Annotated in this window: 25 protein-coding genes; all 25 read right to left on the bottom strand. The window is 61.2% G+C overall.

Annotated elements, in window-relative coordinates; all coding sequences use genetic code 11:
• Positions 1–13: 13 nt before the first annotated feature.
• The 25 genes from P3C29_RS24640 to P3C29_RS24520 all read right to left on the bottom strand — a co-directional run bounded on the left by P3C29_RS24640 (position 14) and on the right by P3C29_RS24520 (position 19,096).
• A complete protein-coding gene (locus tag P3C29_RS24640; RefSeq protein ID WP_275965694.1) occupies positions 14–1,051 on the bottom strand; it encodes a phage baseplate assembly protein in 1,038 nt (345 codons plus the stop codon).
• 3 nt (positions 1,052–1,054) lie between these two features.
• Positions 1,055–2,293 (bottom strand): DNA circularization N-terminal domain-containing protein, encoded by a 1,239-nt coding sequence (locus P3C29_RS24635; RefSeq protein ID WP_010170081.1) that lies wholly within the window; start codon positions 2,291–2,293, stop codon positions 1,055–1,057.
• Positions 2,280–3,896: a hypothetical protein gene (locus P3C29_RS24630; protein WP_275965693.1), complete on the bottom strand. Its 1,617-nt coding sequence runs from the start codon at positions 3,894–3,896 to the stop codon at positions 2,280–2,282. Before P3C29_RS24630 ends, P3C29_RS24635 begins: the two co-directional genes overlap by 14 nt.
• Complete coding sequence (locus tag P3C29_RS24625; RefSeq protein ID WP_010170085.1) at positions 3,896–4,021, bottom strand: hypothetical protein; 126 nt, start codon at positions 4,019–4,021, stop codon at positions 3,896–3,898. The genes P3C29_RS24630 and P3C29_RS24625 overlap by 1 nt, the downstream gene beginning before the upstream one ends.
• 5 nt (positions 4,022–4,026) lie before the next feature.
• The gene (locus P3C29_RS24620; RefSeq protein ID WP_010170087.1) at positions 4,027–4,323 is read right to left on the bottom strand and encodes a phage tail assembly protein; all 297 of its coding nucleotides are present in this window, start codon (positions 4,321–4,323) and stop codon (positions 4,027–4,029) included.
• Positions 4,320–4,667, bottom strand: coding sequence for a phage tail tube protein (locus P3C29_RS24615; protein WP_010170089.1), 348 nt, complete (start codon positions 4,665–4,667; stop codon positions 4,320–4,322). Before P3C29_RS24615 ends, P3C29_RS24620 begins: the two co-directional genes overlap by 4 nt.
• Before the next feature lie 64 nt (positions 4,668–4,731).
• Positions 4,732–6,228, bottom strand: coding sequence for a phage tail sheath subtilisin-like domain-containing protein (locus P3C29_RS24610; RefSeq protein WP_201125227.1), 1,497 nt, complete (start codon positions 6,226–6,228; stop codon positions 4,732–4,734).
• On the bottom strand, positions 6,228–6,410 hold the full coding sequence (locus P3C29_RS24605) for a DUF2635 domain-containing protein (RefSeq protein WP_010170093.1): 183 nt from the start codon (positions 6,408–6,410) through the stop codon (positions 6,228–6,230). Before P3C29_RS24605 ends, P3C29_RS24610 begins: the two co-directional genes overlap by 1 nt.
• Positions 6,407–6,997: a hypothetical protein gene (locus P3C29_RS24600; RefSeq protein ID WP_201125228.1), complete on the bottom strand. Its 591-nt coding sequence runs from the start codon at positions 6,995–6,997 to the stop codon at positions 6,407–6,409. Before P3C29_RS24600 ends, P3C29_RS24605 begins: the two co-directional genes overlap by 4 nt.
• A gap of 64 nt (positions 6,998–7,061) precedes the next feature.
• Positions 7,062–8,069: a phage late control D family protein gene (locus P3C29_RS24595; protein WP_201125229.1), complete on the bottom strand. Its 1,008-nt coding sequence runs from the start codon at positions 8,067–8,069 to the stop codon at positions 7,062–7,064.
• 9 nt (positions 8,070–8,078) lie between these two features.
• Positions 8,079–8,291 carry a tail protein X gene (locus tag P3C29_RS24590; protein WP_275965692.1) on the bottom strand — a complete coding sequence of 71 codons (213 nt, stop codon included), beginning with the start codon at positions 8,289–8,291 and terminating at the stop codon, positions 8,079–8,081.
• Positions 8,284–8,667, bottom strand: a complete 384-nt coding sequence (locus P3C29_RS24585) for a phage tail protein (RefSeq protein ID WP_201125231.1) — start codon at positions 8,665–8,667, stop codon at positions 8,284–8,286. Before P3C29_RS24585 ends, P3C29_RS24590 begins: the two co-directional genes overlap by 8 nt.
• A complete protein-coding gene (locus tag P3C29_RS24580; RefSeq protein ID WP_275965691.1) occupies positions 8,667–10,865 on the bottom strand; it encodes a phage tail tape measure protein in 2,199 nt (732 codons plus the stop codon). Before P3C29_RS24580 ends, P3C29_RS24585 begins: the two co-directional genes overlap by 1 nt.
• A gap of 127 nt (positions 10,866–10,992) precedes the next feature.
• The gene (locus tag P3C29_RS24575; RefSeq protein ID WP_201125233.1) at positions 10,993–11,574 is read right to left on the bottom strand and encodes a phage tail assembly protein; all 582 of its coding nucleotides are present in this window, start codon (positions 11,572–11,574) and stop codon (positions 10,993–10,995) included.
• Between the two features lie 167 nt (positions 11,575–11,741).
• A complete protein-coding gene (locus tag P3C29_RS24570; RefSeq protein ID WP_201125234.1) occupies positions 11,742–12,248 on the bottom strand; it encodes a phage major tail tube protein in 507 nt (168 codons plus the stop codon).
• Positions 12,248–13,414 (bottom strand): tail protein, encoded by a 1,167-nt coding sequence (locus tag P3C29_RS24565; RefSeq protein WP_010170109.1) that lies wholly within the window; start codon positions 13,412–13,414, stop codon positions 12,248–12,250. The genes P3C29_RS24570 and P3C29_RS24565 overlap by 1 nt, the downstream gene beginning before the upstream one ends.
• Before the next feature lie 2 nt (positions 13,415–13,416).
• A complete protein-coding gene (locus tag P3C29_RS24560; RefSeq protein ID WP_275965690.1) occupies positions 13,417–13,608 on the bottom strand; it encodes a hypothetical protein in 192 nt (63 codons plus the stop codon).
• A 123-nt stretch (positions 13,609–13,731) separates the two neighbouring features.
• Positions 13,732–14,103 (bottom strand): tail fiber assembly protein, encoded by a 372-nt coding sequence (locus P3C29_RS24555; RefSeq protein WP_275965689.1) that lies wholly within the window; start codon positions 14,101–14,103, stop codon positions 13,732–13,734.
• Positions 14,103–15,644: a phage tail protein gene (locus P3C29_RS24550; RefSeq protein WP_275965688.1), complete on the bottom strand. Its 1,542-nt coding sequence runs from the start codon at positions 15,642–15,644 to the stop codon at positions 14,103–14,105. The genes P3C29_RS24555 and P3C29_RS24550 overlap by 1 nt, the downstream gene beginning before the upstream one ends.
• Positions 15,645–16,274, bottom strand: a complete 630-nt coding sequence (locus tag P3C29_RS24545) for a phage tail protein I (RefSeq protein WP_275965687.1) — start codon at positions 16,272–16,274, stop codon at positions 15,645–15,647.
• Positions 16,271–17,266 (bottom strand): baseplate J/gp47 family protein, encoded by a 996-nt coding sequence (locus P3C29_RS24540; protein WP_275965686.1) that lies wholly within the window; start codon positions 17,264–17,266, stop codon positions 16,271–16,273. Before P3C29_RS24540 ends, P3C29_RS24545 begins: the two co-directional genes overlap by 4 nt.
• Complete coding sequence (locus P3C29_RS24535) at positions 17,263–17,595, bottom strand: phage baseplate protein (protein WP_010170122.1); 333 nt, start codon at positions 17,593–17,595, stop codon at positions 17,263–17,265. The genes P3C29_RS24540 and P3C29_RS24535 overlap by 4 nt, the downstream gene beginning before the upstream one ends.
• Positions 17,596–17,604: 9 nt before the next feature.
• Positions 17,605–18,216 (bottom strand): phage baseplate assembly protein V, encoded by a 612-nt coding sequence (locus P3C29_RS24530; RefSeq protein WP_275965685.1) that lies wholly within the window; start codon positions 18,214–18,216, stop codon positions 17,605–17,607.
• A 3-nt stretch (positions 18,217–18,219) separates the two neighbouring features.
• Complete coding sequence (locus P3C29_RS24525) at positions 18,220–18,735, bottom strand: hypothetical protein (protein WP_201125241.1); 516 nt, start codon at positions 18,733–18,735, stop codon at positions 18,220–18,222.
• Between the two features lie 22 nt (positions 18,736–18,757).
• Positions 18,758–19,096 carry a phage holin family protein gene (locus P3C29_RS24520; RefSeq protein WP_177046859.1) on the bottom strand — a complete coding sequence of 113 codons (339 nt, stop codon included), beginning with the start codon at positions 19,094–19,096 and terminating at the stop codon, positions 18,758–18,760.
• Positions 19,097–19,562 lie beyond the last annotated feature (466 nt).

Below are 19,562 nucleotides of genomic sequence, written 5' to 3'. Positions count from 1 at the left end.
AATTCCTTGGAGGTTAAGCAGAGGGCAACGGATTGGCATCAAAGGTGGACGGCGGCGCCACCTGCAGGGTGGTGATCGAACCTTGCTCGGAAAGCGAATAAGTAATCCTGGAGATCAGCAGGTCCTGGTCGAAACCCAGCACCGGATCGATCACTCGCACCAACAGGTTGTGGCGCCACAGATCGCCGTTGGACTGCCGCCAGCCTTGCACGGTGTAGGTGGTAGTCAGGGCCTTCCCAGTGCGAGTAGCACGCTCCCAGTCGGCGCGTTGCTGAGCCAGCTCAGGCGTCAACTGCGTCGGTTCGCTGATCACCGTGACGCGTTTTCGCGTGGCTTTTTCATCCCGGGAAATGCCTGAAACCTCACTCACCGCCGTCGCGCTTTTCTGATCATCGCCCTTGTGCTGGCCGATGACCCGGTACTCGGAAAACACCGAGCCAAAGTCCCTCGGAGCATTCGCCGAAAGGATGTTCTTGCCCAGCTCCAGGCTGTCATTTGCGCGCCCGGCACTGCCGGGCAACGCCAACACCAGGCGTCCGTCCGCGTCGTCGGTAGAGAACACCCGATACAACGTCAGCAAGCGGTCGATGGATTGAAATACCGTCTCGCCGGGCACGATGCTGTGAGTATGCAAACGGGTGGTCTCGGCAATCTCGCTGAGCACCTCGACGCCATAGCTAGCCGTCAGTGCACGCACGATGCTCAGCACACTTTGCCCGCGCCACTGGCCGGGCTGGTTGATCGCGGCGCAGTCCACCAGGTCCTGGGTCAGCGAACCGCCCTCGATACTCAGGCTGATCTGTTTGCCGTCATAGCTGACCGGCACCTTGAACACAAAGCCGGTGAGCACCAGGTCGCAACCGATCCGTACCTGGCAGCGGGCACCCGGTTTGACTGGCACCGCCAGGGTTTGCCCGGGCCATTGCCAGGTGATGTTGAGGGTGAAGGTGCGAAACTGGCGTTCCAGGTCGGCGCTGATTTCGACGCTTTTCCAGCCGCCATAGTCCAGGCCATCAACCGTCAGCGTGACGGCATTGTCCGACTCGTTCATGGATTACTCCCTGACCACTTGCAGATCGGCAGGCGGCAGGAAGCCCGGATGGGCCACCCGATTGCGCTGCACCACCTCGCCCACTCGCGTCGCATCACCAAAGCGCTGATAGGCCAGCACCAGGGCCGGCATGCTGCGCATCGGTGTCAGGTTGACCAGCCGAACGCCGGACGAGGCCACTGCCGTCAGGTGAGTGAACATCTGTTGGCGCAGGTCGTTCAGCGCCACGTAGTGCCCGGCGTCGGCCTTGAGTGCGGACTGCCACATGGCCTCGTTCAGAAGGTCACGCAGCACCAGTACGTCGTCAGCTACCGGCACCTCACGGCGCTGCACCGGCTGTGCCGCCTGTTGCGCCAGGGACGGCGTGGTGCTGAGGGTCACCGGTTTGGTCGCCACCGGTACGTCCGCCAGCCAATGGGCGATCTTCACCCACAACGCATCCTGTACGAGGTTGGCAGTAGCCTGCACTGCCGCGACGCTGTCCTTGCCGGTGGTCAGCTTCGGCACGTCGATGTTGCGCGCAGCTTCCACCTGCTGCGAGAGGTTGGCCAACATGCCGCGGTAGCCAGTGCGGGCAAACGCCTTCAGCTCCTTCACATCGCCGAGCAGGCCCTTGAACTCGGCGCTCAACTCCTTGGGCACTTCCTTGATGGCCTTGACCAGCGCGTTCAGGTCGCCATACAACTGAATCAGTGGGGCAAACTGCTGCTCAATCACCTGGTAAACCTCTGCCAGGCCATTGCGCAACGCCTGGATGCCCACCCGCGCCTGCTTCACCAGCGCGACGGCCTGCTCAAAACGCAGTACTGCCGAACCCAGCAAACTGTCGGCCGACACCAGCAACAACTGGCGGGTATTGACCGCTGCCGTGGGAAACTTCAAGGGTTCGTCGGGATAGAACTTCAGGGCAAATGTCACCAGCCCGCCGTCCTGACGGGTCTGGGTCATCTCGCATTCGCCGACCTTGACCTGCAACCGTCCAAGCCAAGGGTGCACCAGCTCACCGGCGCCCTCCTCCAGGGCCTTGAGCAACTTGTCGCGCTGCTCCAGGCAATCCTCGCCCACCACAAACGCCGTCAGCTCATGCACCCTGGATTGCTGGCCGAGCCCTTCAAAGAACGGCAGGTCGCGCTGAGGGTACTCGTGCAACTGGCCCTTCTTGCCGACCGGGACTTTTGCCTGATCGACCCAAAATCCGACGCCACGAAACGACGCCGGCAACAAACGATCACGCCAGCTCATTGGAGCCTCCAAGGGACAGGGAACGGTAGCCGACACGCGGAGTGACACTCAGGCCGGGCTGGTTGGTCTGGGGTTGGTCGACCCGCAGGCCAGCCGGTGCATTCTCGAAGCTCACCCGCAAGTCGCCATTAAGCTGCGTGCGGTTGTTGGCGGCGGTTTGTTGCAGCAGCGAACTGGAGCTGGACGCCAGCGGCGAAATCAACTCAGGCCCCTTGCGAAACCAGGATGGATTACGCGCGCTTTCGGCATTGCGCGCCTGCTGCTCGGTGGTCAACTCCACCACACTGCCGGTAGCCCGGTTGATCGCTTCACCCAGCCCACCATCAAACAGCTTGCGAATCGGCGCGGTGATCACCGCAAACTTCTCCGACAACTCGGTGAACCAACTCAGTACCGGCGCCCACAGGGCTTCGAGCTGTTCCATCGGATGCCAATCGTCGAACAGGCCACTCAACACCACAAAGGCATCCTGGGCCTGCAACTTGATATCGCTCCAGATCGAGGCAAATGCACCGGTGACGGTGCCCCAGACGGCAGAGATCTTGTCCAGGGGTGACCAGTCGAAGTAACTGCTGACGACGGTGAAGGCCGCCAGCGCGGTGAGCTTGAAGTCACTCCAGATCGCCGTAAACACCCCGCTGATCACGCCCCAGTTGGCAATGATTTGCCCCAAGGGTGACCAACTGAACAGGCTTTTCATGAACTCGACTACCGGCACGCTGAGCGCCTTGAGCAAGTCCCAAAGCGCGGCAAAAAAACCGCTCAACGGCGTCCAGTTATCGACGACCAACCCGATCGGCGACCAGGAAAACAGCGTCTTGAAAAAGCCGATCACCGGCTGCGCCGCCACCTTCAGCGACGTCCACAGCCCCGCAAAAAAACCGCTGATCGGCCCCCACAGGCGCATCAGTTGTTCCAGCGGACGAAACGCAAAGACCGTCTGAAAAAACTCGCCCAGGGTTCCAATCGCCGACATCACGCGCTCGCCAAGCCCGACAAAAAACGCCGATATCGGCTTCCAGTTGGCGACGATCAATCCCGCGGCCACCGCAATGCCGACGGCAACCAGCACAATCGGATTGGCGCTGAGCACCAGTTGCATCAAGCCCAGTGCCTGAGACACGCCGGTGACGGCCGCCTGTATCGCGGTAAACGCCACCGCGCCGGCAGCCAGGCCCTGCACCAGTTGCGGATTTTCAGTGAGCACCTGGGCCACCGACGCCAGCAACGGCTCCAGCCCGACCACCACCGCCGTGACGGCCGGCAACAGTGCAGTACCAAAAGCCACCGAGACCTTGTCCAGCGACGCGTTGAAATCCTTCATCCCCTGCGCCGCCGCTTCGGTAACGCCCTGCCCCACGGCGGCACTCACCCCGCCGACCTCAGCCTTGAACGCCAACGCCGATTTGATACCGCTGACAAACGGCGCCGCCAGCCCACCGCCTTTCACCAAACCAGCGATGTCCAGCTTGCCGAGGCCGGTCTGTTCCAGGTTCTGCCGGAAGCGCCCGACGGTGGCCTGCAACGCAGCAAGCTTGGGCGACAGCTGGTCGATGCCGGTCAGGCGCACGGCGGTACTTTCTACTTTCTGAGCTTCTGCCATCACTGCACCTGCTGCATCGCATTGATCCGTTGCGCATGCTCCAGGGATTCCCGGAGCGTATCCAAAGGCCTGGCCAGCATCTGTTCGGGGTCAACCTTCCAGAACCAGGCCAGGTCATAGGCCACCGCAATCAGCTCGGCGACGGAGCCTGCGCCGCACTCATGAAAAAACCGGCGACGGCCCAGCTCAGCGCGTTGAAGTCCACCAGGTCGAGCTGGTTGACCGACGACGGCGGAATACCCGCGCACACCGCGATGTACTTGGCGGCCACGTCGAGGTCCAGACTCACGTCTTCGCCCTTGTCGATCTTGTACGGCAGCGCCTTGATCGCCCGCACTTCCTGCACCGTCGGGCGGCGCAGGGTGAGTTCGGCCAGTGGCTCGCCGTGGGCCTCGATGGCCACTTGCAGCTTCACCGTATCGCTCATTGCCAGGTCCCCTTGATGCCTTCGAATTTCAGCTCGATCACGGCATCGTCGCCCTTGGCCACCGGTTCTTCCACCAGGTAGGCACCGGCCAGCACGTAGACTTTGCCGTTGTTGAATTCGCAGGTGACGGTCATGTCGGTGCCCGCGATCAGCTGCTTGAGCGGAAAGTCCGGCGTGTGCAGTGCGGTGACTTTGAAGGACGGGGTGATGTCGGTTTCCTTATAGAAACCCGGCACCACAGTTTCCCGTTTGACGGCCATCAACGGTGCTTCGCAGCCGCCGTTGATGGTCAGTTGAGCGCCGTCCACTTTGACGTAGCAGGTGCCCGCAATCAGTTGACCCATGATGTTTCTCCCAAAAATAAGCCCGCACGCGGCGGGCTGGAATCAGTTGCGAAAAGCGCGGGGGTTACACCGCCGCGTCGTACTGCAAACGGAACTGGTTGAGCAGCGCAAACACCCGCAGCCCATTGACGTAATCGGGCGGGAACAGCACGTTGACCCGGCTTGGGTCCTGGCTGTCACGCTCGACAATCAGGTGCTCGGCGAACAGTTCGGCGTTCTCCACATGGCCTTCCAGTTCCAGCTTGGCGTACTGGGCGATCAGCTCACCGCGAATAGTGCTCGGGGTCACGATCGGCTGGCCGGCGCCAAAGCGCGTGCCGTCCGCCGCGAGTTTGTGGCGCCCGTACTTGCTGGTGATCACGCTTTGCAGGCGGCGCACGATAAAGGCCGACTGGTGCAGGGTTTCGCTGTCCAGGTAGGAGTTGTCCGCCTGGCCGAAGGCGTTCTTCTGGTAGGTGGTGATCGCCCGCTGAATGCGCACGTAGCCGCCTTCGTAGTAAGCCGTGGCGATGCCGTAGTTGAGCAGCGATTGGCGCTCGGTCAGGGTGAAACGCTCGCTGGCGTCGGCCGGGTCGAGGCCTGGCAGGCTGCCACTTTGGGTCGGACGGCTGGCGTCGGCGGAGATAAACACCGCGGTGCGCGCGGCCAATGCCGCTGCCTGAACCCAGAACGGTTGCGGCACACCCGGCTCCATGGCCTGGATGGTCACGTGCTGGTCGTTACGCCCTTGCCCGGCGGCCACCAGGGTACCGATGGTGCCGCGCTTGGCCGTGTAGACGTGGCCGAACAATTGCTTGGCCCAGGACCAGCGACCGCCGTTGTCATCCATCACCGCTTGCCAGGCGTTGAGGCTGGTGGTGTCGGCCCAGGGCATGCAGATGAATTCAAACGGCTCGTCGCCCAGTGCCGCCAGCGCTGCGAGTTGGTCCGGTACACCGGCGCCCGCCGCCATTTTGCCGAGGACGGCGGTCAGGCCGTCGGGAATTTGCTCGCCGTTGCTCTGGCCCAAACGGTTGAGCTGCAGGCTGATGTCGTTACCACTCTCACCGGTCCATTTGGCGGTCAGGGTGACGGTGCCTTCGGCGGCTACCGCACTGACCGGCAGGTCGGCGCTGGCGTTGATTTTCAGCGCCAGGGCGGTGGCGGCAACGGCCGCCGTGGCGCCATTGATCACGGTCGCTTGAACCCGGGTGCCGCCGACGTACAGGCTGAGAACACCACCCTGGGTGGCGGCACCGCTCAGCGTGAGATCGGCCTTGGCCGCACTGCCTTCGGTGCTGTGCAGCGGCAGGCACCAGATCTCGCCCACCGGGTCACTCTTGCGGAACGTCTCGTACATCGACGCCAGCATCGAACCCTGGCCGCCGATACGCTTGGCCATCGCCGCGCTCGACACCAGCACCAGGCTGCCGATTTCCGGGCTGGTGACGTTGTCGTTGACCTGAGCCACGATCAGCCGGCGCAAGGCCGACGACGCGCTATTGGCCGCCGAATTGTCCATCTCGGCGTAGAACAGCGGCACACGAATGTCCGCCGGAATATGACTGAATCCAATCGCCATTATTTGGCTCCCTGTGGTTTTGCCGCCTTGACGGCTTTGGTGGTGATGTCGCCATCGGCCAGACGTCGACGCCACCAGGCGTTGTCCGGGACTTCGCGACCTTCGGCCGGCAGCAGATCGCCCGCCTCCGGGTCAGGTACGGCACGGCCGGAAACCGGCAGTACGGTGATGCGTTTGCTCATGGTTTTACCTCGGCAGAAAAGGTCATTTCCAGGCGCCCGTCGGGGCCTGGGTGTTGCAGATTGGGGTCGGCCGGGTCGATGGCATCGACCCGCACCGTCACCCCGTTGAAGGACGGCAGAGCGTCCAGCTCAAGCTCGAGCCAGGTTTCCGCTGGCTGTGTGCTGAGGTTGCGTCCCAACTGGCTCTCAAGAAAAAACCGCAGCCGGTACAACCCGCGAACCTTGCTAAGCAACAGCCATTCGCCGCCGTCGTACTGGATAGGCTCGTAGAACCCTTCGGGCTTGTAGCCCACCAGCGCCCGCCAGACCTCGGCGCGCAGGGCATGCAGTTGGTCCATCGCCTGGGCGTGCTGGCCTTCCGGCAGATCCAGCACCAGCACCACGCCAAAATGCTCGCGCAGGGTTTGGCGGCTGCTGTTTTGCGTAGTGTTAGGGCTGGCCTTGTCGCAGATCGGCGTGACGACCGCCTGGGGCGCGTCAAGCACTGGCAGGTTTTGCAGCGCGTCGAGGTCGAGGCCGGCGCGGATGTGTTGGTTGAACGATGGGCAGCGATCCCGCAGGTGACTGACCAGAGGGGTGATCTTCATGGCGCCTCACCAGGCAATAAAAAACCCGCCGAAGCGGGTGGGTAGAGGGGACCGATCGGGCGCGTCATTCAGGTGATGACAGCCCGGTCGCCTTGATCGTGCATCGGTAGCTTTCCTTGCGTTTGCCGATGGCCGTCAGCGTGTCGATGGACCAGCGCCCCTGCATGAAGCCGGGCCAGGTTTCATCCAGCATCAGCAGCCCTTCGGCCTGGAGCGCCGGGTTGCCGGGGCATATCACATTGATCTGCAGGCCTTCACGGCCAACCCGGCGCATCTCGCCCTCGGCCGCTGTCCTGGCTTCGTCTTCGCTCTGGTAGCGCTGGGCAAGCACTTTGAACGGCGCGCCACCCACCTCCACCTCACGTTTCTTGCAAGTAGCGGCATCCCACCAGGACGCCTTGGCCCCTTCGAACTTGGCCCGGCTGGTCTCGGTAAAACTGGCGCTGATAAACGCGTGGTCGCCCGGACGGTTATCGCGGGTGACCGACAGCCGCACTTCTTGCAGCGGCTTGCCCGACAACGAGGTGAGCTGGCCTTTACGGCCCAACACGTACAGTTCGTCGACAGGCTTGGCCACCGCATCAAAACGCTTGGCAAGCCGGGTCAGAAAGCTCATGTCGCTTTCGTTGGTCTGGTCGATGTGAGCGATCTTTTCAGCGTCCAGATCCGGGGCGACCCTGGGTGAGAATCCATAACGTGTGGTCAGTTGGCGGAACAGTGCGCCCAGGGTGGTCGGCCCATGGCTGGCTGTGCGGCGCTGTTTGAATTCGTCGTGGTCGAACGGCGCTGCCGTGGCCACCAGCACCAGGCGCATGGGGAACAGGTATGGGGTGCGTTGGGTAATCTTGAACAGCCCCTTGTCCTCCAGGCCAGTCTCGAGGTAACCGACCCGCAGGCCGATCCTTCCACCCATGCGGGGCAAGCCCTCAAGCCCTTCGATATCAAGGGTCAGCTTTAGCTGGTCGGATACGAAGCCTGCGGCATCGGTGTGTTCCCACTCCAATAATCGCTCGTTGAGCAGCGCGGCATTGATCCCATAAATTTCCACCATCGGTGTGAATCCAAGTGCCATGGTTCCTCCTTAATCCCAAACCGAAACCGGCTTTTTTGCGACAGGGCGCGCGCCCAGTTCCGGCACGATCACACCGATGCCGGCCGGCAATACCGCCCCGTGTTCCGCGAGGTCCGGGTTGAGGTGCCACAGTGCTTCCTCAGCGGCGTCGTCACTACGACCCAGTTCGCGGTAGAGCAGCAGGTTGACTGAGTCACCGGCAATACTTCGGACTCTACGCATTGACGAATTCCTCCAGTACCAACGTCCAATTGATCAGCATGGCCGTGCCGTCGTCGATCACGTTGGCTTGTTTCTCGTCCACCGACTTGATCGTCCACAGCCCCCAGTTACGGCCAATCCCGTCCACTAACGGCAGCGGTGTACGCAAGACCTGCAAGTCGCGCAGCTCGTCGAGCCTGGCCATACCAATGCCACGCGCCGCCTTGCCGCCAAAGGTCAATGTTTCGAGGGGCTGGCCGGTCTGGCTGGACTTGGGTTTGCCGGCAATGATGTCCAGCGCGACCCAGCCACCGCTACTCTTACGGTCGAGGGTCGCGTAGGCAAACCCGCGCGACAGCCCGAAAATAAAGCTGCCCAACACCATTTGTTGTCGCATCAGACTGCTCCATCGGTGAGTGCCGCGTCGCGTCGCGTCGCCAGCAGGTTATCCATCGAGAGCGGCGTGAACTGCGCCTCGATCTGTTGCACGACGAGCGCCGCCAGCGCTTGGTAACTGGCCTGCTCGGGGGCGGTGATGTTGATCTGCGGGGCGAAGTTGATTTGGCGGTTGTCTGTTTGAGCGTTGGGAAGGCTTTGGCTGACCTGTTCGGGTGGCGGGAGACGGTCGTCGCTGCTCATGACTTTCTCGCCGAGGCTGGCACCGACGTCGCTGCCGACGAAAGTGCCGACAACACCGCCCACCACCTTGCCAATTGCACCACCGGCAAAGCCGCCGATCACACCGCCCAACAATGTGCCGGCGCCCGGAATAATCGAACCCAGCGCCGCCCCTGCGAGCGTGCCAACGGCACGCCCAATGGCCAGCCCTGCTACCTCGCCGGCCAAACCGCCCGCGATACCACCGCCTATCGACCCCACACTGGCGCCAACGGACTCTTTCAGAGTGCCGTTGTTCGCACCTTTGATGAGATTGACACCAGCGTCCGCCACCACCACCGCCAACGATCCTCGCTTCGCGATTCGGCTGGCTCTGTCGGTTTTCGTAGGCGCATCTGGGCCTGAGTTTTTGCCTGGAGTGCGGTCGGCCTGGCGTGTGTCGCTGCCTTGTGACGTCCCTTTGCTCCCGGACGGGTTGGACTTGTTGCCGCCTGCATCGCGGGGTGCGCCATCCTCGCCAAGAACTTTCCCGGCGACCTTGTCAAAGACCTTGTCCACGACAGTACCGCCGAGCTTCTTCGCCAGCGGTACCATCACCACGGCGGCCAATGCGAGGGCGGCCGTGGCTTTGGGCAGCGATTCAGCCAGCCATCCCAAGCCGTTGACCACAGAGGTCAGCACCGTCAGCGCGCCATTTTTCAGGGGTGCAATTGCCGTATCGGAGGCTGTCTCCAGGCGGGTGGTACTGGCCTGGAAGGCCTGTTCATGGGCTTTGGTGGAGTCTGCCCGGCCGGTAGCCGAACGCATGACCGAGCCCTGGTCGCCCAGAGCCGAAGTCGCGTAAGTCGACTTGTCGGCCACCGCCGTGAAGGCCTGCTTCACCGTGTCGATCACCGGCACCAGGCTCAGAATCGAGCGGTTACCGTCGAACAACTGAGTGGCCAGTGCCGCCTGCCTTTCCTGGGGCTGCGCCTTGAGCGCTTCGAGGACCGTCAGCACTGTGTGCGGTGCGTCCTGCTTCATGCCTGCCGCAAGCACCTTCGGGTCAAGCTTGAGCTCTGCCCAGGCAGCGCGCTGCCCCTCGGAGGCACCATCACCCTTGGCCAGCGCGGCGCCGACTTTTTCCACCGCAAGCCCGGCAGACGCCCGGTTGTTACCGGCCGTGAGCAACGCCGCCGAGAACGCCGCGACCTGTTCGGGGCGCATGCCCGACATTCTCGCGGCCGTGCTCTGACGCACAATCGTACCGATATCCACCGCATCGGCCTTGAGCGAAGCGTGGGAGCCCAGCACGTTGGTGGCGTCAGCCAGATCCAGCGCCTGCGGGCGATCCAACTTCATCGACCCACGCCAGCCGCCCATCATCTCGCCGGCCGTCTTGATATCGGTCTGAAAGGCCGCGGCGATGATCGCGGAATCGCGGGCGAACTGCAGCAAATCAGCCTGGCGAGTTTCAAGGTCCTTGCCTACACCGGACCGGGCACCTACCTGCTCGACCCTGGCCAGATCGACAGCACCTGCGCCACTCGCGGCAACCAGTGGGTCGGACGCCATGGCCAGGTTGGCCTCGCGCAGTTGTGTGCGTTCACGCCCGGCAAACCCCACCACTTCATGCAGGTCGGTCATCGCCGTTTCCAGCGCCTGCGAGGGTTGGGCTGGATCGGATGAGGCGCCGCTCGTGCTATTGCCTTTGCCGGCCTGCAGGGCCCTCATCACATCCAGCAATGAGCCGTTGAACCTCTCCAACGTGTCAATGAGCCGGGCCTGCCCCGTGACCAGTTGCGCCAGTTGCACACCGACATTTGCCAGTTGAAGGCCCGGCATGTCCTTGGGTAAGGCATCAAGCAAGGACGGGCCAGCCAGCATCGGCGCAATGGGCTGGATGCTGGCGCCTGCCCCGGCCGTTTCAAGCGAGCCGTAAGTCGCCTGGCCATCCCTGGCGATGAGCGACTTCAATCCAAATTTACTGTCTGCCATCCGCTCTACTCCTGTTTGACGCCAAGGCGAGTGATCGCGATGTCGTAGCGGCGCAATGCTTTTCCGGCGTCCCAGTCCAGGATTTCCGCTTCATTTACCGAGTAAATGAGCGGCACGATGTCGAGAATTACTTCGATGTCGCGCTCCGAAAGAAGTCCGCCGGTTTGTTTAAAAAATCGTCGATGCGCCCCTGCAGTTCCGTCCAGTCGGGCACGGTAAGGCCCGCTAGGTCGGGGATCATCAGCCCGGAACAATGGGCAGTGATGAACTCGGCGCGTTCCTTGGCCGTGGTGAGTTTTTTCATCACTTTGGTAGCGCGCAGGGCAGGCATTTCCAGGGTCACATCGGTCAGGGTTCGGCCCGCTGCGTTCAGCGGCAGCAGCAGCTTCACCTGTTCGGAGATGGTTGAGTCACCAGGCGTGCGGGATTCGTCCAGGAAGAACGAAGCCGGGCGGGTCGACATGTCATGTACGTATTGCGCGATGCTCACGTAGTCCGGACGTTTGAGCTGGTCGAGCTCTTTTTCCGACAGGCCGGTGGCGAGTTTCGCCAGTTCGAAAAACTGGTCGTCCTCGTCGTCACCGGCCCGGGCCAGCGCGTCTTTTTGCGCGGCGTAGTACAGCGGCTTGAGTTGCACCTGCTCGATTGTCGCGCCGGTATCGGCGGTGATCGGCGACAGCAGGATGTGCAGCGGAGGCATCCAGGCCATGAGTCAATTCCTTGGTCAAACGTTGTTGAAAAGCACCGCACCTCTCGGGGCGAACGCGATCACTGTGGGAGCCGGGCTTTGCCCGCGATGGCATCGCCTCGGTGCAACTGATACACCGAGTCGCCTGCATCGCAGGCAAGCCAGCGCCTACAGAAATCGCAAGGCCCTTACGGCATCAGCACCGCGCGGCGGGCATCGCCGAGGATGTCGACGCCGTTGAGCACGAACTTCTGGGTGCGTACGTCGATGTCGATTACCGGGATGCCGTTTTCCAGGCGGTTGTAGGTGCGGCAGGAGAACTCCAGGGTGATGGTGGGTTTATCGCCCATCTTCACCGGTGCCTCGGTCAGAGTCTTCAGCTTGCCGCCGATGGTGTGGTAGGTGAAGTAAGTCTTGCCATCCTGGTCCTGGCCGGCTTCGCGCACGTTCAGCAAAATGTCGTCGCCCAGGCGCACGCCCAGGGCAAGCATGATTTCCGGACCTGCGCCTTGCAGCTCCAATGTGGCGTTGAGCGCTTTGGCGCTCTTGGCCATTTCCTCGGCGATAAAGCGCCCGCCGGTCATGAGCTCCATATCGAAGTCAATCTTCGGCGGGGTGAAGGAATTGACGGTAGCCGACAACGGCAAGCCCTGAAGGGTGGCCGCAATGGCCTGTCTTACACGGTTGGTAAACATTAGAGAACGTCCTCCAGGAACTGCTCGATGATTTCATCGCGGGCGTTGAGTTGATAAATCATGTGTTCGTTCGGCGCGTAGCGGCCGTAGTCGATGACGATGAACCAGGTGCCGTTCTTGTACTTCTCGACACTGTTCAATTCCGGGTGCAGGTACACGCTGCCGCCGGGGATGGTTTCGTCAGCCACCAGGGTTTGCAGCCAGTCGTTGATACGTTTCACCTCCTGGTCCATGAACGACTTGGTCAGGTTCTTGGCCATGGCTTTCTGGCCGGCCTTGACCAGCTTGCGGCTGATCGCATCTTCCAGGCCGACGTAGCTGATGAACTTGCCGGTAATGGAACGGTTACCCAGCAGCGAAAAACCGCCGAGGATGGTGCGGGCGTAGTAGCTCACGCCGTAGCGGTTAAGCAGGTCGCCTTCGGTGGAGGTGTCGAGGATGTTGTACTCGACGACGCGGGAAACGTCCTCGGCGAACGTCACCTGATTGCCCGGGCTTTCCCACTGCTTGACCTTGGCCAGTGCAGCGATGGCCAGGGACGACGGCGCCAGGAACACGTTTTTCTTCGCGGCCTTGGAATACACCGACGGCATGTTGTGCACCAGCAGGCAACGGTCGAAGCCGAGGTCGGCACCGCCCAGTTCGCCGCTGTAGGTCACTTGATCGGCGACGGTTGCGTCCTTGCCATCCAGTACCACACGGGCCTTGATGCGCTTGCCGAAGGAGGCGAATTCGCCGGCCACGGCCTTGGTGCCGGTGAAGCCTGGAGCACCGATGATGGTCAGGTCTTCGGGGACGCTGGCCAGGGCCGCGAGGCCCAGTTTGCGGCCGGTAACCGGCTCTTCACCGCCGATTACGTTATTGAGGGTATCGGCCGGGGTGGTGCCCTCGTCGACGATCACCACGTAGACCGGCACCTTGACCACTTTGAGGATCTGGTACACGGCATGGAACAGCGTGCCGGTTTCAGCGCCAGTCGGGTCCAGCAGCGCCTGGGTGGTGAAGCTGTTGATGCGGAACGGGGCGTTTTTCGGGATCGACGCATGGGCGTTGGGCGCGGTGCCCACCAGGCCGATCACGTTATCGCCAAGGCCACCCATGGCCTCGGGGGATTCGGTGGCATTCACAGTGATGCCGTTGTGCTCGAAGTTCAAAACCTCAGCCATGGTTATTCAGCCTTCTTGGTGGTGGCCTTTTTGGCCGGAGTGGAGTTGAGGACGCTGGTGAGTTCCAGGCGGCCAGCGGTGCGCAGGGCGGAGGCTTCGACGTCCAGCAGGTCGAGTTCTTCGCCTGCGGTGGACCAATGGCCGGCGCCGGTGGGGTAGGGAATCAGTACGGTATAATTTTTGCGTATGGCCATTGAGTCATTCTCCGGGCACAAAAAAAGCCGCAAAGCGGCCGAGGGTTATCAGGAAGTATTTAAAGGCTGAAGTTCAGGAGCGAAACCTTCGTGAACGGTTTGGCACCGACTTTCTTAGTAGAGTCAAGACGGCTGCACAGGCCACGCAATTGTCAAAGGGAAACCTATCTGCTCGGACACTCGATTGATATCAACGCTGTACTGCTTCCAAGTCATGAGGTTCTTCGTCTCTGCATCGGTCGCGGTGTTCAGGTCGACTGCGTATTGCAATGGCGCAATACGCAAAGCAGCTACTGCGAGCAAGCTGTCTCGCCGAGTATTTGCGGCAGCCAGAACCTGCTCAGGCGTTGGAGCGTTGACCGCCGCTTGAGCTGCACGCGCGGCAGCCAAGCCTGCAGCGTCGAGCAAGGTGAGGTCTGGAGCAATGAACGCATCTTGTGAACCGTCAGACTCGAAGGCGTAAATATTGCCGACTTTATCTTTGTAATACTTCATTAACGCAACTCCGCCCAATTGGAGAATGTGCCTACGTAGGAATACGAGCTACCATTTGGCACTACTACCGACATGAAATAATTCCCTCCGTAGGCCGATCCTGTGTATGCAGCAACAACACCGCTCACAATCAGTGAGCGCGGATTAGCATCTACGCTTGAAATATTCACCTGAATCGGGCGACCCGTAGTATTGGTGTAGGTGGTGCTTGGTGCCCGTGATGCCTTTACATCCTGCCAGGTCTGACCAACGCCAAATGCGCTCGCGGCGGTTGCGAGGGAAGCTGGATTAAAATTAGCTGCAGTCCATATCAAACTACCAAATGCATAGGCAGTTGCTGTAGGGAGATTGAAAAGAAACGGAGTGTAATTAGCTCCATCACAAACTCCATAAGCCCTTAGGCTTTTATTAACGACATCAATATATACGGTTGTACTTGGTGTACTAAATCCGATTTGCGGGGAGTCCTCCAAGTCAGTTAACAGCGTCACGGTTCCTGACATTACAGCGCCCGTCTTGGGCACCAGCGCATTGACCGCAGTGGAAAGTTCTGCCTTAGTTGCACCGTCAGTCTTGGGCAATAACTTAATAACTGCGTCAGCAAGCTCCGACTTTGTTGCACCATCGGTAATTCCATTTTCGGCAAGGGTCTTGGGGTTTGCACCACTAGTAACACGACCGTTCTTATCAACAGTCAAAACACCGTAAGCCCCGGGTACCACACCTGTGCGCCCTACGGCCCTCTCAAACACAAGCGCTGTGGTACCTAAGACGACTGGTGCTTTCGTGATCAACTGCCAAGTCGAGCCCGCGTTAGCCTCGCCTTCCTCGACAAAAAAACTCAGGCCTGGCGTCACCTTCTGACTGGAATTTGCGTCAACAGCCCGAATCCACGGACCGTTGGCGACGATGTAAATACCATTTTCCTTTGCTGCAGTTTGGCGAACAACCCCAACGCGATCACCCGCCACAACAGCAACTCCGTCAACCGGCTGTGCACCACTCAACCCAATATTGACGTTCGTGACAACGCGCACCGACTGCTTGCCATCAAGCTTTTCCAGCTCATCCGCCACATAGCCGAATACCCATTTCCGTGTAGCCTTTACGACCGTATCGTCAATCGTCAGTGCTACTTGTGAGGCATTACTAGTCTCGAAAATCGACCGAATATAAAACTCTTTCCCCGTCCCTGACGTTGCCAACACCGGTTTGAAAGATTCCGGATATTTCACGATCGCATAAAGAATTCCCGTGTCCGTCCAAAGCCCGGCTTCACGTACATACCAACCACCGACCTCAGCCGGAATAGTCACTTCAGCCAGCAACCAACTCGGATTTTTCTCATCCTGGAACAACGCATTCAGCGGCCCGCGCCAGACTTCACGCTTCAGCGCTTTGGCTGTGGCATCCGGGTTGTAGACCGCCCCATTTCCATCACCAACTGAAATTTGCGCAAGTTTGATCGGCACGCCAGCAGCCTTGCAGGCTGTTTCGTAGGCGATCCCCGCATTGGTAAGCAGGGTGTAGTAGTCAGCCATTTAGGACTCCTGTGGATAAAGGGTGGTGGTTTCGACGGTGTAGAGGCCGGCGGCCATGAAGGCCCTGCCAGACGCCTCGAGCCCGGCAAGCACCAGCGGGTAAATCGTGGTCAGCTCGCCGCACACGGTGGCGGCGCCGATGCTGTGGCCACCGAACGCGCTCAAGCCCACGGAGATCGAGAGCATGTCGCGCTCGCTTTTGGCATCGGACAGGCGACGGTCTAGACGGGCGTCAATTTCTTCGCTGTAGGGCAGCTCGGTGTAAGCCCGCACGGAGAAGCTGTAGGGCTCGCCGGGCGGCGTCTGTTCGTACCAGGCGCGAACCTCCGGTGCCAATTGCAAACCCTTGGCCGCATTTTCCAGCGCTTGGCGAGTGCCCGCTTGCCGGGCAGTGGGCCAGGCGAGTTTGACCGTCAAGCGCTTTTCAGCTTCGGGGGCAGTGGCGCTCCATTCGTTGACCGCCCGATCCGCCGCCAGGTAGGGCAAAAACGCCACTGGCGTTCGAGCCGGATCCATCAGTTCAGGGAACGGTGGAGTAACCCGGTCGAGCAACTGCCCGAAACCCATGTCCAGCGCCTTCTCCAACGGAGAACTGTTGGCAGGCAGCAAACTGCCTTTTGGCTCAGTCATAGCGTGCGCACCTCCACCTCGGCACCCGTGCAATACGGCGCCTGAAACGCCGTGGTGACGATCGGCTCCAGCGGCTCAAGGATTTGCAGTTGCGCAGCGCCCGCCGAGTGGATGGCGTAGTCGATCCAGCTCGGGTCCACCCGCCCTTCCAGGCGATGACAAGACTCGGCGTAGGTTTGCAGCAGTTGTTGCGCGGCCACTTGGGTCAGCCCGGAATCCGGGCCGGCGTTGATCTTCGCCACCACGCGAATTTTGTAGCGCAGGATCTGAGCCGCCTGCACCGTGACGAGATCCGTTTCCGGCCGCACATCAGGCCGGGCGAAATGCCGGCGTACACCGTCGAGCAGATCAGCAGGTGGCGTGCCATCTCCGTCTCGGGCCAAGACCGTCACCATCACTTCACCCGGCGCGGTGCGACGGCCGTTGCCATCCTTGACCCGTGCCGCGTAGCCGTCCGGGTCGAAGGTATAAGTGACCGTCACCACACCGGGCGTAGCACTTTGCACTTTCACCGATGGACGCTCACCCAGGGTGAAAACCTCCCGGCGATACTGCATGCGCGACCCTGCCGCTGGAGCATGGGGCGCGAGGTAGTAACGCAGTCGGGCGTCATCGTCGCTCTCCAGCGTCGGCGGCACTGGAGGGAAAGCCGCCGGGTCACCAGGGTCGAGCACTTGACGCTCCAGGCCCATATCGGCAAGGCGTGCGTCGAGGTTGCTGCCGGTGGCCCACCACGCCAGCATCTGCTTGATGCGGGCGTTGTATTTGCGCTCGTGGGTTTGCAAGCGAACGCAGAAGGCTTCCAACGCCAACGTCAGCAACTCGCTCTCGTTCTCCAGGCTGACCTTGAGCTTGGCCGCATTTTCCGGCGCTCGGCCAGCGACGTAATCAACCACAAACGCCTTGAACTCCGCCAACAGCGGTTCGAACTCGTCAACGGCAATGATCGCCGGCTCGGCCAACTGGTTCTGGCCGGGTATCAGCATGCTCATGTCACCACCTCGAAGGTTTGTTTGCGGTTTTTCCAGGTGCCGGCGAAGCGCAACAACAGGCCGGCGCCCTGGCGGTTGGCGACGATGACTTGCGGCTCGAAGTCGGCGATGCCGTTCTGTGGGTTGTAGAACGCTTGGGCGGCATGGCTTTGGGCGAGAATCAGCAGGTCGTCGCCGAGGTTTTGCCCGAGCAGTTGCGGGATCATTGAGCCGTACAGCGGGCGCTTCTGGCGGGTGCCCAAGGGCGTGGTCAGCGCTCGGGTGGCGCGCTGTACGAATTGCAGCCAGTCATCGACGGCCGCCCCGGTGTTCCGATCGATTCCAATCATGGGATGTCCTTATCTGGGGCTGATGACCCGGCCCTGGTGGTCCACCACCGGGCCGCTGAAGTGCGCACCGCCGGCATCCAGCAACAGGCTGGTGCCGCCGACTTGCAGCGTGATGCTCTGGCCGCTCATCGTCAGGCTGGCGGCGCCGACCTTGAGATCGACCTGCTCGCGGGAACCGATGAACGTGGTGGGGCCATTGACCCAGTTGAAGGTGTGGCTGGCGTCGTCGTAGTCGCTTTGGGTGCCGTCCTGATGGCGCCGCCGGGTCAGCGTCGGAACGCTGGAAACCGGCGGAAAACGATCACTGTTCAAGCCGAACAAGGCCACCGATTGCGCCCCGCCCTCGCCGCCGCCGTAGTTGAGCAACACGCATTGCTCGCCCACCGAAGGGATGCGGGTTTCGGTCTGCGCACCGGCGCTGGGGTTGAAAAACCGGATCGCCGGCGTGAGCAAGTCGCCGTGGCTGACCTTACAGGTGTTGCTGGCGGCATCGACCTCCTGGCACACGCCGATGCGGCAGAAACTTTCGGCGCGTCGATAGAGGTCTTCGAGCTGGGCTTCCATTTCAGCCAGGCGCTCGATGATTGGCCCCAGTTGCATGCGTAACAGCGCGTCAAACATGGGTTACTCCGCCAGTGGTTTGTATTGGTCGGGGTCGTCGATGTTCGAGACTTCCCAGGTGCAGGCGAACAGCGGTTTGCCTGTGGGGTCGTTGAGCAACGGCGGTCCGATATAGAGGGTTTGGGTGAAGGTGACGGTCCAGGTGTCGTAGTCCGTTTCGGCGGGAGTGCGTATTGAGGGCGCGGCGACTATGTTGGTCGGCAGGTCGCACTGCGCCTGCGGCAGGTTCCAGCGGTTGTCCAGCACCAGGTCCATCAGTCGACTGGCCAGGTCACAGGCATCAAAGGGCAATGCACCCGGAGCGACCATGGCCTTGAGTGAAATCCCCAGGGCATGGGCCTTGCGCCCTTCACGGGAGCGGATGCCCGGGCCATTGCCTTCAACCGTGATCAATACGCCGGTGTTATCCCCGGCGCCCTGAAAATCCTGGTGATTGCCGACCTTCAGGTCCGGAAAGGCAATATGCAGCGCCTCGCTGATGGCTTGAGGGAGTTGGGAAGGTTTTTCGATGAGGGTCATTTAAGTAGCGTCCTTGCAACGGTTACTGCGGGTCCTGACGGGTGCCTTCGTTGACGCCAATCCGCTTGGCGGCCCACCGTTCATAAAGGCCGATGGCCACGTCTGCACCGGCCATGGCGGTCAGGCAACCAATGGCGCCGGCCGTCCAGATCGACATGCCGGCGGCGTAGCACAGCATCAGGGCTGATACCCCGCACACCATGCAGGCCCCGGAACGCAGGGCCAGGCGCCGCAACAGCGACCAACCACGGGCGCCTTCCTTGTCGGCGCGCCACATTTCTCCGGATACACCGCCGATCAGGGCCAATACGATCACCAGCCAGATAGGCATTTCCGCTAACGCCTGCTGCTCGTTTGTCATGTCACGCCTCCTGGCTGAGCATTACCGGCGCAGTGCCGGGTTTTGGGTAATTCCATTTATAGGTAGGCATTCCAAAAAGCCCGGTTGCCCGGGCTTTTCAGTAATGATTTCCTCGGTCTTTCGGCGCTACTGGCGCGGTACGGACCTTTCCTCAATGTTTTTCCGACCACGATCCCTGTCTGCCGGATAACTGCTTCTGGTGCTTTACGCTGCACACCCGGGCCAGTTGCCAACCCTCTGAACCATTAAGGCCGGTTCATCGCTGCCTGTTCTTGAAGCGGTTTGAAACTAAAGAGCGTCGGCATCCTTGCCGGTGTTGCCTGGCATCCCTGCCATCGCTTCGATGGCGTCCTTGCCGGTGTTGCGTAACGTCCTTGTCTTCCCTGGCAGCATCCTTGCCGCCTCCACCAGACCTTCTTGGCTGGCTTGAAATGGAGAATATGCATGTATGCATATACAGTCAATG

The organism is Pseudomonas sp. 1912-s, from assembly GCF_029269205.1.
GTDB lineage: Bacteria > Pseudomonadota > Gammaproteobacteria > Pseudomonadales > Pseudomonadaceae > Aquipseudomonas.
The sequence above is the reverse complement of the archived record's forward strand: the minus strand, read 5'-3'. Positions and strand labels throughout refer to the sequence as shown.

What these genes read in the sequence shown, in the direction of transcription:
- P3C29_RS24640 (WP_275965694.1), bottom strand. Translation starts at nt 1,051, where the DNA reads ATGAACGAGTCGGACAATGCCGTCACGCTGACGGTTGATGGCCTGGAC.
- P3C29_RS24635 (WP_010170081.1), bottom strand. Translation starts at nt 2,293, where the DNA reads ATGAGCTGGCGTGATCGTTTGTTGCCGGCGTCGTTTCGTGGCGTCGGA.
- P3C29_RS24630 (WP_275965693.1), bottom strand. Translation starts at nt 3,896, where the DNA reads ATGGCAGAAGCTCAGAAAGTAGAAAGTACCGCCGTGCGCCTGACCGGC.
- P3C29_RS24620 (WP_010170087.1), bottom strand. Translation starts at nt 4,323, where the DNA reads ATGAGCGATACGGTGAAGCTGCAAGTGGCCATCGAGGCCCACGGCGAG.
- P3C29_RS24615 (WP_010170089.1), bottom strand. Translation starts at nt 4,667, where the DNA reads ATGGGTCAACTGATTGCGGGCACCTGCTACGTCAAAGTGGACGGCGCT.
- P3C29_RS24610 (WP_201125227.1), bottom strand. Translation starts at nt 6,228, where the DNA reads ATGGCGATTGGATTCAGTCATATTCCGGCGGACATTCGTGTGCCGCTG.
- P3C29_RS24605 (WP_010170093.1), bottom strand. Translation starts at nt 6,410, where the DNA reads ATGAGCAAACGCATCACCGTACTGCCGGTTTCCGGCCGTGCCGTACCT.
- P3C29_RS24600 (WP_201125228.1), bottom strand. Translation starts at nt 6,997, where the DNA reads ATGAAGATCACCCCTCTGGTCAGTCACCTGCGGGATCGCTGCCCATCG.
- P3C29_RS24595 (WP_201125229.1), bottom strand. Translation starts at nt 8,069, where the DNA reads ATGGCACTTGGATTCACACCGATGGTGGAAATTTATGGGATCAATGCC.
- P3C29_RS24590 (WP_275965692.1), bottom strand. Translation starts at nt 8,291, where the DNA reads ATGCGTAGAGTCCGAAGTATTGCCGGTGACTCAGTCAACCTGCTGCTC.
- P3C29_RS24585 (WP_201125231.1), bottom strand. Translation starts at nt 8,667, where the DNA reads ATGCGACAACAAATGGTGTTGGGCAGCTTTATTTTCGGGCTGTCGCGC.
- P3C29_RS24580 (WP_275965691.1), bottom strand. Translation starts at nt 10,865, where the DNA reads ATGGCAGACAGTAAATTTGGATTGAAGTCGCTCATCGCCAGGGATGGC.
- P3C29_RS24575 (WP_201125233.1), bottom strand. Translation starts at nt 11,574, where the DNA reads ATGGCCTGGATGCCTCCGCTGCACATCCTGCTGTCGCCGATCACCGCC.
- P3C29_RS24570 (WP_201125234.1), bottom strand. Translation starts at nt 12,248, where the DNA reads ATGTTTACCAACCGTGTAAGACAGGCCATTGCGGCCACCCTTCAGGGC.
- P3C29_RS24565 (WP_010170109.1), bottom strand. Translation starts at nt 13,414, where the DNA reads ATGGCTGAGGTTTTGAACTTCGAGCACAACGGCATCACTGTGAATGCC.
- P3C29_RS24560 (WP_275965690.1), bottom strand. Translation starts at nt 13,608, where the DNA reads ATGGCCATACGCAAAAATTATACCGTACTGATTCCCTACCCCACCGGC.
- P3C29_RS24555 (WP_275965689.1), bottom strand. Translation starts at nt 14,103, where the DNA reads ATGAAGTATTACAAAGATAAAGTCGGCAATATTTACGCCTTCGAGTCT.
- P3C29_RS24550 (WP_275965688.1), bottom strand. Translation starts at nt 15,644, where the DNA reads ATGGCTGACTACTACACCCTGCTTACCAATGCGGGGATCGCCTACGAA.
- P3C29_RS24545 (WP_275965687.1), bottom strand. Translation starts at nt 16,274, where the DNA reads ATGACTGAGCCAAAAGGCAGTTTGCTGCCTGCCAACAGTTCTCCGTTG.
- P3C29_RS24540 (WP_275965686.1), bottom strand. Translation starts at nt 17,266, where the DNA reads ATGAGCATGCTGATACCCGGCCAGAACCAGTTGGCCGAGCCGGCGATC.
- P3C29_RS24535 (WP_010170122.1), bottom strand. Translation starts at nt 17,595, where the DNA reads ATGATTGGAATCGATCGGAACACCGGGGCGGCCGTCGATGACTGGCTG.
- P3C29_RS24530 (WP_275965685.1), bottom strand. Translation starts at nt 18,216, where the DNA reads ATGTTTGACGCGCTGTTACGCATGCAACTGGGGCCAATCATCGAGCGC.
- P3C29_RS24525 (WP_201125241.1), bottom strand. Translation starts at nt 18,735, where the DNA reads ATGACCCTCATCGAAAAACCTTCCCAACTCCCTCAAGCCATCAGCGAG.
- P3C29_RS24520 (WP_177046859.1), bottom strand. Translation starts at nt 19,096, where the DNA reads ATGACAAACGAGCAGCAGGCGTTAGCGGAAATGCCTATCTGGCTGGTG.